The following is a 12,494-nucleotide window of genomic DNA, read 5'->3' as shown; positions in this document are numbered from 1 at the left end:
GAAATACATAAATTGGCGATGTACCAAAGAGGGGGAAACTTTTTTGATCAGACGCTCTTTTTATTACCTGTTGGGGTCTCAGACGATCTCCAACGCAGCAGATATCATCTACATGTTGAGTGTGGTGGTGTTGGTATTCAGTTCAAGTAATTCCTTAATGACGACTATTTTAATCCCGTTGTTCCGGTTGTCAGCTCAAGTGCTTAGTGGGCTTGTTGCACCGATCGTGCTCGGTCGATTTCGGCTGACGCAGGTTCTTCTATTTTCCCAGTTTGGGCAGTTCGTCATTTTTACGTTGCTGCTGCTTTATTTGTGGATCGTACCTGAGCAGAGGTCGTTTCTGTTTATTTTTGTAATGGTGTTCGGTATGTCTTTCCTAGATGGCTGGACCAATCCTGCGCGTAATGCGCTTGTACCCCGTTTGGCTACGGGTGAAGGACTGATGCGTGCCAACGGCATGGTAGCGGTCAGTGATCAGGTGGTAAGGTGTGCAGGCTGGGCATTAAGCGGAATTATTGTGGCTTGGCTGGGTTCCCTGAATACGCTTGCAATTGCCTCCTGTTGTTATCTCGTGGCTGTAACTGTCACGTCCTTCATTCGTGATCCGCTGGATCAGAAGCACCTAGGTCTTGAAGCTTCGAATTCCCCAACAAATGCGGAAGAACCCGCAAAGGAAAAGGAAAGAGGCTCCCATTGGAAAGAGCTTGGGGAAGGCTGGAAAATCATTTGGCACAACCGCCGTATTCGTTCTCTGATGATCGTCGATAGCGTGGACAGTATTGGGGGAGTCTCCTGGCTCGGTGTATTTATTTTGGCGTACGTCAGCCAAGTGTTGCATCGTGATGAGAGCTGGTGGGGCTTTATGAATGCGTTCTTTTTCTCCGGCACGATTTTGGGTGGGTTAATTGTTGTTGGCTTGGTTAAGCGGTTGCAAAAGAACAGCTTTTTGTACATGCTCGGAGCTTTGCTGGTGTATGTACTGATTACCATTGTATTTGCGCTAAATACCATTCCCGTGGCTGCGCTTGTTCTTTTTGCTGTATCAGGCTTACCTGTTCAAATGGCGGGCATTATTCGCCGCACCTTGCTACAAAGCAGTGCACCGGCAGCCCAACTACCCAAAGTGATGGCAGGGATTGATGTAATTACCAATCTCGCTTTTGGCCTGGCTTTATTATTCATGGGCTGGTATGCTGACCGATTCGGCATGGTGCAGGTGTATTTGCTGGCTGCGGCTATGACTACCATTGCTGTTCTGATCGGCTGGTGGTATCGGCGTGATTTTCAGGAAGACGAACCGATTGATCATCCGACCGCTACGGGAGCAGGGATATGAATTACATAAGCAATAGCTCCTTTCTGTGCCACAACAAAAAAGTCGGTTGCATAAGAGCAACCGACTTTTAAGGAGAACGTTTTTTACGAACGTAACGTCCTGTTACCATAACTGCAATGCTAGGCCGTAGTGAACTGGCTGTTATAGAGCGAGGCATAATGGCCGCCGCTTGCGAGCAGTCCTTCATGGGTACCGCTTTCGACGACATCACCGTTTTTCATGTATAAAATCAGATCCGCTTCGCGGATGGTTGATAGTCTGTGGGCGATGACGAAGCTGGTGCGTCCGTCGATCATTTTCATAAAAGCCTTTTGAATACGGGCTTCTGTAAGGGTGTCTATACTGCTGGTTGCTTCATCCAGAATGAGCATAGGTGGATCGACGAGGATCACTCTTGCGATGGTAAGCAGCTGCTTTTGCCCTTGCGACAGGCTGTCGCCTGACCCGCTGATGACCGTATCGTAACCATGAGGCAGGCGGTTGATAAAGCTATGCGCATTGGCAGCTGTCGCAGCCGCGATAACTTCTTCGTCTGTGGCCTCTGGCTTCCCGTAAGCGATATTGTCCCGAATCGTTCCGCTGAACAGCCATGTATCCTGAAGCACCATACCAAAGTTAGTCCGTAGGCTGTCCCGGCTCATATCGTTGATATTCACCCCATCGATGGAGATCGAACCGCTGTCCACATCGTAAAAGCGCATGAGCAGGTTAACGAGTGTGGTTTTGCCTGCTCCAGTCTGCCCGACAATAGCTACGCGGGTGCCTGGCTTGACCTCCAAACTAAAGTTCGTGATGAGCGTCCGTTCCGGATTATAGGAAAATTTCACATGATCAAACAGAATCGTGCCTTTGCTACGCTCCAGCTGTACGGCGTTCGATTTTTCCGGTTGCTCCGGCGGCGAATCCAAAATAGCAAATATGCGCTGAGCAGAAGCCGTAGCAGCCTGAAACTGAGTCAGCACCCCTGTGATTTCATTAAAAGGTTTGGCAAACAAATTGGTGTAGATGAGAAAGCTCGATAAACCGCCTACCGAAATCCCACCCAAAATGATCGAAATACAGCCAATCATAGCGGTGACTGAAAAAGTCATGTTGTTGACCAATCGGGTGGAAGGGTTGGACAAAGATCCGTAAAACTGTGATTTAACTCCGGCTTGATACAACTGCTCGTTTCGGGCGGAAAATTCCTCAAGCGAGCGATTTTCATAATGAAAGGCAGTAACTACCCGCTGTCCGCCAATCATTTCTTCCACATAACCGTTCAGACTTCCTAAAATTTTGGCCTGTTCGCGGAACATACGTTGCGATCTTGTAGTAATGAACCGTGCAACGCCATATGTGATGGGGGCAGACACTAATACCACCAGCGTCATCACTGGACTGATATACAGCATGAGTACAATCGAACCAACAATAGTAATCAATCCGGTGATCAAGGTGGAAAAGCCCTGCAACAAGCCATCCGACACGGCATCCATATCGTTCACAAAACGGCTAATACTATCTCCTTGCGGATGATTGTCATGAAAGCTTAACGGAAGGATATTAAAATGATCGAATAACTCCCGTCGCATATCATTTACAGTCTGAAAAGCAATGCGGTTCGTCAAATATGTGAGCAGCCAACTAAATAGACTGCCTACAACATATACAACGCCTAGTCCAGCTAAAATCTGTGCAATACCTCTAAAGTCTACCGTTCCCTTATTCACCATATGGTCGATAGCCCGACCAATCATATAGGGTCCGACCAGACTGGCGAGCACGCTGAGAATCGCACTGACGATGACCCAAAACGTTGTTGATTTATATTGTCCCACATAGGTTAACAATCTTCTCCAGGTTTCCTTGCCACTCATTGGTCTACCTCCTGCGTTGAGAGCTGGGAGCGATTAATTTCCTGATATACCTCCGAGCTGCTCATCAACTGATCATGTGTGCCGATCCCGACAATCCGGCCTTCATCAAATACAATGATTTTATCGGCATGCTGTACACTGCTTACTCGTTGTGAGACCAGCAGGACAGTCATGCGGGTGCTATTTTCCCGAAGCGATTTCCGAAGGGCGGCATCAGTTGCAAAATCAAGTGCGCTTGAGGAATCATCCAAAATCAGTATTTCCGGATTGCCTACAATAGCTCTGGCAATGGTAAGTCGCTGCTTTTGGCCGCCTGACAGATTAAGTCCACCTCGCATGATCGGGGCGTCGAATTTTTCCGGTAAGTTAGAAATAAATTCATCCGCTTGCGCGATAGCGGCGGCCCGGGCGACTTCCTCATCGGTGGCATGTTCATGTCCCCAACGGATATTATCCGCTATAGACCCTGTGAACAGCAGTGCCTTTTGTGGAACAATCCCGATTTTCTGCCGCAATTGCTCCAGCTTGTAATGCCGTACGTCGATGCCATCGACACGTACACAACCTTCTACTGCATCATAGAAGCGGGGAATCAGATTCACGAAGGTGGATTTTCCCGAGCCTGTTCCTCCTATGATTCCAACCGTTTCACCGGGATAGATGTCTACGACTACATCGCTAAGTGCCAGTTGTCCTGTCTTATTGTAGCCAAAGGAGACATGATCAAAAGAGATGGCTGGTACTGGGCTGATTTTACCCGTTCTTCCCTGATCGAATGATGCAGAATTGGCAGTATCGGAAATCGAAGCTTCCGTGTCTAGGACCTCCTGAATTCTCGCGGCTGAAGTGGCCGCCTTGGTGAACAGAATAATGAGATTCGTCACCACAATCAGGGCCAGTAAAATCTGCGTAATGTAATTAATAAACGCAATAATCTCTCCTTGTGTAAGAGATCCATATTGGATATGGATACCGCCGATCCACAGAATGGCAATAATAGCTCCGTTGACCACCAGTAAGGTGGCTGGGCTAAGTAGAGCAGAAATACGGCCGACACGAATAGCGGTCTGGGTCAGGTCATCTGAGGCAGTATTGAACTTTACTCGTTCAGCTCCTCTTTTGGCAAATGCACGGATAACCCTTACACCTGTGAGATTTTCGCTTAGCACCAGAGCGATTTTATCGAGCTTTTTCTGGTATAGCTGGTACAGCGGAGAAGCCTTCGTAATGACTACATACAGAATCAAAGCCAGAACGGGTGTAGCCGCCAACAGCACCAAAGCAAGGCGGAAGTCCAGTATCATGGACATGATGATCGCCCCGATACAAATAAAAGGAGCACGAATAACCAGACGAATCAACATCGCTACAGCTGTTTGCAGCTGATTGACATCATTCGTAATTCGGTTGATGAGAGAGGGCGTACCAAATTTATCGAGATCTGCATAAGAAAACGATGAAATATGCTTAAACATCGTATTGCGCAGTGTGGTTCCGAATCCTTGGGAAGCACGGGCTGCGTAAAACTGGCACACTAGAGAACTGCCAAAGCCCAGTATAGTCATGAGCAACATTAAAAGACCCATTTGCCAAACATAATGGGTGTCTCCCTTACCAACGCCATGATTAATCATTAAAGCTACCATAGTAGGCAGCAACAATTCCAGAATAGCCTCAATTAGTTTAAACAGAGGCCCAAGAATCGTTTCCTTTTTATAGGGTTTCAAAAAAACAGCAAATTTCAGCAAATCAACCATCACCTAACCTGAATATTGTATAAAGTTTTCTATTGTAATTGCATATCTGAATATGATTATGGCATATCCTCAACCATATGAATAATATTTAATATATATTAGAGATATAGGTTTTACATATATCAGGACCGGAGGTTCATGATGGAATTGAGACATCTCAAATATTTTTTAGCGATTGCAGACGCTGGACAGATTACAGCGGCAGCCAAAAAACTGCAAATCGCGCAGCCTCCCTTAAGTCAACAGCTTATGCAGCTGGAGGAAGAGCTGGGTGTAAAGCTTGTGCATCGAGGCTCACGAAGTATTCAATTGACAGAGGCCGGAATCATTTTACGGAACAGGGCCAAGCAGATTTTGGAGCTGACGGATGCTACGACAAGGGAAATAAACGATTTCGCCATGGGGATGAAGGGGACGCTCACCATTGGAACGGTTTCTTCCTCTGGGGCAACCCTGATGAAAGACAGGCTTTCCGAATTTCATAAAACCTATGCGGGTGTAAAATTTGAAATACATGAGGGAAATACCTTCCGGATTCTCGATCTTCTGAACAAAGGAATTGTAGAGGTCGGTATCGTCAGAACCCCTTTTAATACCACCGATTTAGGGTGTAGATATGCGTCCACTGAGCCGATGGTAGCAGTGATGACGGAAGAACATGATTGGAGTCCCGAACAGAAGACCATTTCATTGGCTGAGCTGAAGAACAGACCACTCATCGTATATCGCCGTTTTGAGCAATTGATCCACGATACCTGTATGAAGCATGGCTTTGAGCCAAACTACTTTTGCAAAAATGACGATGCCCGCACCACGCTTCTTTGGGCCAACGAAGGGCTGGGTATTGGCATGATTTCGCGCTCCGCATTGTCTTTGGGCAGCAATAATCATTTAATTGTTAAGGAAATTATGTGTGAAGATTTGCACACTCGTGTGGCTGCCGTCTGGTTGAAGGATAAATACATGTCTTCTTTGGCTTCCCGGTTCATTGAAAGTTTTAGCCAGGCATCCAGTGTAGCTGACCTACAGTAGTTGAATTTTTTAAGGGCGAAAGCATCTTTTTGTAAAAACTCATTTGAATTGCAATCGGGAACTGGATATAGTAGTACAGTAGGATAGCGATAGAATGGAGTTTGAACACATGCCACACAATGCAAAGGTTCGAATCCGTCTTCATAGTCATCATGACGGAGAAGATGTGGTACAGGAGCTTCCTGGAGAAGCAATCGTTCGCGGGAAGCATCTATATATAAGGTACGAGGAGCCGCAAGAGAGTCCTGAAGGCGGTACGACACGGAACACAGTCAAGATCGGACCGGATGAGCTAAAGCTGATTCGTCACGGTGAGGTACAATCAGAGCAGTCGTTCGCGCTGGGACGCAGGTTGCCTGGATTTTACCGCTCGCCTTATTTAAACCTGAACATGTCTGCGCATACGCAGAAGCTCGATATTCGGATGGATGGATTCACCGGACAAGTGAGCTGGACTTATGATCTATACGTATTTGAGGATTTCTCGGGGCATTTTGCCATCAGTTTGCATATACAGGAGGAGCAACAATCATGACAAGCAATCCACTGGAACTTATTAATCAAAAGGTGACCTCAGCAATCGAGGCAGCGGTGCTGGCTGCTGGAATCGTGGGTCGCGAAGAGCTGCCGACCATTACGCTGGAGGTACCTAAGGACAAGTCACACGGTGACTTAGCTACCAACGTAGCCATGCAGCTCACTCGCATTGCGAAGAAGAATCCGCGTCAAATCGCTGAAGATCTGATTGCGAATATGGACTTAGCTTCCGCTTCTATTGAAAGTGCGGAAATCGCGGGACCAGGCTTTATTAACTTTCGCCTGAACAAGAGCTACCTCTATGCAGTGATCGGACAAGTACAGGAGCAAGGAGCAGATTACGGTCGTGTACAGGTAGGTGAGGGCAAAAAGGTACAGATCGAATTTGTCAGCGCCAATCCGACTGGGAGTCTTCACTTGGGCCATGCACGTGGTGCAGCCGTAGGGGATGCGCTCTGTAATGTGCTTGATTTTGCCGGATATCAAGTCACTCGTGAATATTACATTAATGATGCAGGGAACCAGATTTACAATATGAGCCGTTCCATTGAAGCACGTTATTTGCAGGAGCTAGGACAGCCTGCGGAGATGCCGGAGGACGGATACCATGGTGAGGATATCATCGGGTTTGCGAAGGAACTGGTGGCTGAGAAGGGCGATTCTCTGTTGTCTATGGAACCGGGAGATCGTGCCGCTTATTTCCGTGAATACGGTCTGGAAAAGGAACTGAATAAGATCAAGCGTGATCTGGAGCGGTTCCGTGTACCTTTTGATTCCTGGTTTAGTGAAACATCACTGTATGATAACGGTGAAGTGCTTAAAGCGCTGAATGAGCTGCGTGACCGTGAGGAAATTTATGATAAGGACGGAGCTACTTGGCTGAACACGACTAAGTATGGTGACGATAAAGACCGCGTATTGATCAAAAATGACGGTACTTATACGTATCTGACTCCGGATATCGCCTATCACCGTGACAAATATGCTCGTGGGTATGACACGATCATCAACATCTGGGGAGCGGATCACCACGGCTATATTCCACGGATGAAGGCCGCAATGGAAGCACTGGGCAATGACCCGGATAAGCTTAAAGTGCTGATTGCCCAAATGGTCAGCTTGTTCCAAAACGGGGAAAAAGTAAAAATGTCCAAGCGTACTGGCAAGGCCGTAACGATGGAGGATCTGATGGAAGAAGTGGGCGTAGACGCGATTCGTTACTTCTTCACCATGCGTAGTATGGATTCGCATCTGGATTTTGATATGGATTTGGCGATTTCTACCTCCAATGAGAATCCGGTATTCTACGTGCAATATGCACATGCACGTGCATGCAGCGTATATCGTCAAGCCGAAGAGCAGGGTATTGCTGTACTGCCATTGGCAGAAGTTGACTTGTCGAAGCTGACGGCTGAGCATGAATACGATTTGTTGCGCAAAATTGGCGAGTTGCCAGAGGAAGTATCGGTGGCAGCTGCAAACTTTGCGCCGCATCGTATGATTCGCTATGTCTACGAGCTGGCATCCATGTTCCACAGCTACTATAAAGCAGAGCGTGTCATCACGGAGGATGCCGCTCAAACGCAAGCTCGCTTGGCGTTGTTTGGCGCGGTCCGCACGACCATTGCCAACGTACTGAAGCTGGTGGGCGTGTCTGCACCGGAACGTATGTAAAGTAAACAACTGCAACATAATGATTTTGTAGTCATATGTATAATGGTTAAAGGAACCGTTCGTGCTGCCCTCTAGGGAGGCTCGTTCGGTTCCTTTTTTTGGTTTGAATACAATAAGTTTGAGTAGCTTAATAGCGTTCCAGTACCAGATTCGTTTTCAGGGAATCGGCAGGAATCAGCCATCCTTTGGATTGTAGCAGATTCATCAGCTTGGTGCGGTTGCTTGCGGCAGTATTGTAATCCGAAGTTTTGAAGGAGATTTCGATGATATTGTCGGTACCCGATCCGTTGGCGCTGCGAATAGGCCATACTTCAACGTCAGTATCCAAGCCCTGAAAGCTGCCCTTATATTTGTTGACCTGTACAGGACCGCGTACTCTGGAGTTTGCCAAGGTATGTTTGCCCCAGTTGCTGCTTTTCCAGTTTTGCAGCTTGCCCGGAAGATTGTCCTGCAATTGTTTTAATGCCTGATCCGGGGAAGGCAGAGCTAATCCTTTGGAGGCGTTCGTTTTCTTGTCATTGGAAAAGCTTAATGTCTGCTTGCTGTATCCCCAATCCACCTCAGCCTCATAATTATCATCAGAGGCACTGAAGCCTTCTTTATTCGCTTGGGTAAGTGCTGCGTCGATATTCCCGTTTGTGATCGTATATCGCTTTTTGTAGGTTAACTCATAATTTTTTTTGTCCTCTTTTTTGCGAAATCTAACGTTCCAGCCCTCGTCATTCAATTGCAAGGAGTCTGTATCAAAATACTCGACGCTTAATCGTTGCGCATCTTCACTGATTCCGAACTCATTTACAATACCGCTTTTTAAAGAGCCATCCGCATTGAGGACCTGAGCTGTATCCAGCAGCAGCTTTACCTCATAGCTTGGTGTGGCATTGGCAGCGGCTTGTACGGGCTCTGCACCTTTCCATCCTGTTGCGAGCAGCACTGCACTCAGAGTTACTACTGACATGAATTTAGTGATACGCAGGCTTGTTTTCATTTCATCCTCTCCTGTTCGTCCGAATAGGTTACACGCTTCACTTTACGGGTGATTTGTCAGTCGTATGTCAAGCTAAGATGGTATTCTGGTTAAAAAATACCATAATTTTTATATGACAGCTAAGATTTAATCTTGGTTCCATCATAAATATTTAGTGAATCTGTGAATCAGCGCGGAGCGATGACGATCTTTGTTGCTGACCATATAAATATGCCGCTCAACAGGCTGTCCCGGAATAGGTCTTATGATCAGTAAACCCCGCTCAACCTCTGATTGAACAGCAAGGCGAGAGACAAAGGAGATGTGTTCTCCCAGCATAACCGCCTGTTTGATAGCTTCCAGTGAATCCAATTCCAGATAGGATGGAAGTCGGCGCCTTCCGCGCTCCAGCCATTTGTCAGTCACGTGGCGTGTGCTGGAATCCTTCCCATGCAACACAAAAGAGGAAGAAGCGATGCGCTCGGGTGTTAAATCGGTTTCGTTAGCGAGCGGATGAGTGGGTGAGCAGATGAGCACCAGTTCATCTTCTCCCAAGGATTCTGAGAGCAGCGTTGGGGATTGAAACGGCTCTGCCGAAATAATGCCGAGGTCAATTTCGTGGCGAGCGAGCATGTCCTTGATCACGGGCGCTGTTTTCACGGACAAGGCAATGTGAATGCCCGGATGCTCGCGGGCAAACCGATGCAGCACGGCAGGAAGCAGATAGGTGGCAGGTACATAGCTTGCGCCAATCCGTATACTCCCTCGTTGGAGCGTATCGAACTCACGGACAACCCGCTCAGCCTCAGCCGCAAGTGCATTAATCTTGGTAGCATAGTGCAGCAGCGCATTTCCGGCATCCGTCAGGATGATTTTGCCCATACGTGTATCAAATAGCTTTACTCCAAACTCACGCTCCAGATTTTTCATATGAAAAGTAACAGTGGGTTGCTTTAGGCCGAGAACCTCGGCTACGGTGGTAATTTTATGGTGCTTGTTCAGCAGCTCTACAATATGTAACTTTAGAAGACTTAAGTTCACTTAGAATGCCTCGCTTTCAGTTAAGTCAAACAATCATGCTTATTCTCTGGGCAACAGCATCAACCGCCTCTATATAGATTAAATCTATGAGTGTTAACACAATTCATTGAAATAATTAATTTTGTTTTAACTTCCCAATAACACAGGTTGCGAATTCAAGTTTTACACTGGGGTCAGTCACAAGAACAGGCAGGTAATGCGATGAATCAGGATCTATATATTCGCGGATTAAGTAAAACCTTCGGCCATACCACCGCGTTGCATGAGACGAATCTGGTCGTACGACAGGGCAAGTTCACCACACTGCTTGGACCGTCCGGTTGTGGGAAGACGACGCTCTTGCGCTTGATTGCTGGTCTGGAGACACCAGATACCGGCACAATCACGATGGGAGAGGAAATTCTCTTTTCAGCTGAACGCAAAAAGGATGTTCCCGCACATCTCCGCCACTTTGGTATGGTCTTTCAGGATTTTGCGCTGTGGCCGCATATGACGGTGTTTGAAAATGTGGCCTTCGGCTTGCGAGCGAGCAAGCGGGGAAAAGGGGCTGTTAGCGCTCAAGGCAAGGAACTGCGGGCAGTGGTGCTGGAGGCGCTCGATAAGGTGAGGTTGTCAGGGATGGAGGATCGCTATCCCCATCAGCTGTCCGGTGGTCAGCAGCAGCGGGTTGCTTTTGCAAGAGCAGTTGCTATCCGGCCTCGACTGGTTTTGTTCGACGAGCCACTCAGTGCACTGGATGCCGTACTTCGGGAGGAGATGCGCATTGAGATGATATCACTTGTGCGCGATCTGGGGCTGACCGCCTTATATGTCACTCATGATCAGATCGAGGCCATGTCCATGTCTGATGAAGTAGTGGTTATGAAAAGTGGACATATTTTGCAGACCGGAACACCAGAGGTGATCTATGGTTGTCCGTCTCATCCAGAGGTGGCAAGCTTTATCGGCAAATCCAACTGGATCGAGTTGGAACGGACACTATTTCGACCTGAACATGTCCGTTGGGAACAGGAACAAGCGGATCAGCACACTTTTACAGTAGAGATCCTGCATGTCAGCTATGTTGGCGATCGCTATGAAATCCGTCTAGTAGCCGAAAACGGCGAGCAATGGACTGCGTATCACTCCACCCGCTTGCCCATAGGCGAACAAATGCATATTTGGGTATCCCCGCAATACATCCACCAACTTGAAACATAGGGAAAAGGGGTTATATAAGATGATGAATAGGCGTGTTTTTCGTACAGGATGGAAAAAAGGGGCTATGCTTGCTTTAACATTGACTTTTGGACTGGCTGTGGCAGGCTGCGGAACGGCTACGACATCGAAGGATGGGGCACAAGCCGATGGATCAGCAGGGCAAGCAGGGGCGGCGTCCACCGATCAGAAGTTGGTTGTTTACAGCGCAGGCCCGGATGGACTTGCGAAAAAGCTGATAGCGGGGTATGAGGCGCAGAGCGGGGTTAAGGTAGAGTTATTTCAGGGAACGACAGGTAAGATTTTAGCCCGCATGGAAGCGGAGAAAACGAATCCGGTAGCAGACGTGGTTGTGCTGGCATCGCTTCCGTCTGTACAAGGCTTGAAAAAGGAAGGACTCACACTCCCCTATCCGGACGCTAAAAATGCGGACAAGCTAAACCCGGATTGGTCTGATAAGGAGGGTCACTATTTCAGCACAAGTGCTTCTGCTTTGGGTATTGCATTTAACACGAAGTTAGTGAAAACGCCACCTACTTCATGGGCCGATTTGGCGAAGCCTGAGTACAAGGATCAGGTTAACATTCCTGATCCATCGCTGTCTGGCTCAGCGTTGGATTTTATGACAGGCTATCTGAGCGCCAAGGGCGATGGAGGCTGGACGTTGTTTGAGCGGTACAAGGCAAACGGTGTGGCCATGGCCGGTGCGAATCAGGAAGCGCTGGATCCAGTGATTACGGGGGCTAAAGGTGTAGTCGTCGCTGCGGTTGATTACATGACCTACAAGGCTAAAGCCAAAGGCGAGCCGATAGACATCGTTTATCCGACAGAGGGAACGGTCATTAGCCCGCGTCCTGCCGCAATCCTCAAGTCCACACAGCATGAGCAAAATGCCAAAGCGTTCATTGATTATCTGTTGTCGGACGAAGCACAGAAACTAGTAGCAGATGCTTCCCTACTCCCTGGACGCACGGATATCAAAGCTGACAAGCGTGCAAACCTCGACGAAATCCCATTGCTGAAAACCAACTGGGAATGGATGGGTGAACACGGATCAGACGTGACGGAAAAGTTCACGCAAATGTTCAAATAAG

10 protein-coding genes are annotated in these 12,494 nt (G+C 47.8%); 6 read left to right on the top strand and 4 right to left on the bottom strand.

The window, feature by feature from the left end; translation table 11 throughout:
* The first annotated feature begins 43 nt into the window (after positions 1–43).
* A complete protein-coding gene (locus G7035_RS07780; RefSeq protein ID WP_019685768.1) occupies positions 44–1,336 on the top strand; it encodes an MFS transporter in 1,293 nt (430 codons plus the stop codon).
* A gap of 119 nt (positions 1,337–1,455) precedes the next feature.
* Here the strand turns inward: G7035_RS07780 and G7035_RS07775 are convergent, their stop codons facing one another.
* Together G7035_RS07775 and G7035_RS07770 are read right to left on the bottom strand one after the other, a co-directional pair.
* The gene (locus G7035_RS07775) at positions 1,456–3,195 is read right to left on the bottom strand and encodes an ABC transporter ATP-binding protein (RefSeq protein WP_019685769.1); all 1,740 of its coding nucleotides are present in this window, start codon (positions 3,193–3,195) and stop codon (positions 1,456–1,458) included.
* On the bottom strand, positions 3,192–4,943 hold the full coding sequence (locus G7035_RS07770; protein ID WP_019685770.1) for an ABC transporter ATP-binding protein: 1,752 nt from the start codon (positions 4,941–4,943) through the stop codon (positions 3,192–3,194). Before G7035_RS07770 ends, G7035_RS07775 begins: the two co-directional genes overlap by 4 nt.
* Positions 4,944–5,093: 150 nt before the next feature.
* Here G7035_RS07770 and G7035_RS07765 point away from each other — a divergent pair, with 150 nt between their 5' ends.
* The 3 genes from G7035_RS07765 to argS all read left to right on the top strand — a co-directional run bounded on the left by G7035_RS07765 (position 5,094) and on the right by argS (position 8,195).
* Positions 5,094–5,984, top strand: a complete 891-nt coding sequence (locus G7035_RS07765; RefSeq protein ID WP_019685771.1) for a LysR family transcriptional regulator — start codon at positions 5,094–5,096, stop codon at positions 5,982–5,984.
* 94 nt (positions 5,985–6,078) lie between these two features.
* Positions 6,079–6,519 (top strand): YwiB family protein, encoded by a 441-nt coding sequence (locus tag G7035_RS07760; protein WP_016818562.1) that lies wholly within the window; start codon positions 6,079–6,081, stop codon positions 6,517–6,519.
* Positions 6,516–8,195: an arginine--tRNA ligase gene (gene argS / locus G7035_RS07755; RefSeq protein WP_016818563.1), complete on the top strand. Its 1,680-nt coding sequence runs from the start codon at positions 6,516–6,518 to the stop codon at positions 8,193–8,195. The genes G7035_RS07760 and argS overlap by 4 nt, the downstream gene beginning before the upstream one ends.
* Positions 8,196–8,322: 127 nt before the next feature.
* On the opposite strand, the gene G7035_RS07750 is transcribed toward argS, so the two are convergent.
* Together G7035_RS07750 and G7035_RS07745 are read right to left on the bottom strand one after the other, a co-directional pair.
* Positions 8,323–9,183, bottom strand: coding sequence for a CYTH domain-containing protein (locus tag G7035_RS07750; protein WP_019685772.1), 861 nt, complete (start codon positions 9,181–9,183; stop codon positions 8,323–8,325).
* Between the two features lie 141 nt (positions 9,184–9,324).
* Positions 9,325–10,203 carry a LysR family transcriptional regulator gene (locus tag G7035_RS07745; protein WP_019685773.1) on the bottom strand — a complete coding sequence of 293 codons (879 nt, stop codon included), beginning with the start codon at positions 10,201–10,203 and terminating at the stop codon, positions 9,325–9,327.
* 201 nt (positions 10,204–10,404) lie between these two features.
* Between G7035_RS07745 and G7035_RS07740 the strand changes: the two genes are divergently transcribed.
* Together G7035_RS07740 and G7035_RS07735 are read left to right on the top strand one after the other, a co-directional pair.
* The gene (locus G7035_RS07740; protein ID WP_019685774.1) at positions 10,405–11,403 is read left to right on the top strand and encodes an ABC transporter ATP-binding protein; all 999 of its coding nucleotides are present in this window, start codon (positions 10,405–10,407) and stop codon (positions 11,401–11,403) included.
* 19 nt (positions 11,404–11,422) lie between these two features.
* On the top strand, positions 11,423–12,493 hold the full coding sequence (locus G7035_RS07735; RefSeq protein ID WP_019685775.1) for an ABC transporter substrate-binding protein: 1,071 nt from the start codon (positions 11,423–11,425) through the stop codon (positions 12,491–12,493).
* Position 12,494 lies beyond the last annotated feature (1 nt).

This window comes from Paenibacillus polymyxa (assembly GCF_015710975.1).
Taxonomy (GTDB): Bacteria; Bacillota; Bacilli; order Paenibacillales; family Paenibacillaceae; genus Paenibacillus; species Paenibacillus polymyxa.
Note: the sequence above shows the minus strand (reverse complement) of the source record. Positions and strands in the feature narration are given on the sequence as shown.

Bases quoted from the DNA above. Each gene is read 5' to 3' on its own strand.
- G7035_RS07775 (WP_019685769.1), bottom strand. From the start codon at position 3,195: ATGAGTGGCAAGGAAACCTGGAGAAGATTGTTAACCTATGTGGGACAA.
- G7035_RS07765 (WP_019685771.1), top strand. From the start codon at position 5,094: ATGGAATTGAGACATCTCAAATATTTTTTAGCGATTGCAGACGCTGGA.
- G7035_RS07760 (WP_016818562.1), top strand. From the start codon at position 6,079: ATGGAGTTTGAACACATGCCACACAATGCAAAGGTTCGAATCCGTCTT.
- argS (WP_016818563.1), top strand. From the start codon at position 6,516: ATGACAAGCAATCCACTGGAACTTATTAATCAAAAGGTGACCTCAGCA.
- G7035_RS07750 (WP_019685772.1), bottom strand. From the start codon at position 9,183: ATGAAAACAAGCCTGCGTATCACTAAATTCATGTCAGTAGTAACTCTG.
- G7035_RS07740 (WP_019685774.1), top strand. From the start codon at position 10,405: ATGAATCAGGATCTATATATTCGCGGATTAAGTAAAACCTTCGGCCAT.
- G7035_RS07735 (WP_019685775.1), top strand. From the start codon at position 11,423: ATGATGAATAGGCGTGTTTTTCGTACAGGATGGAAAAAAGGGGCTATG.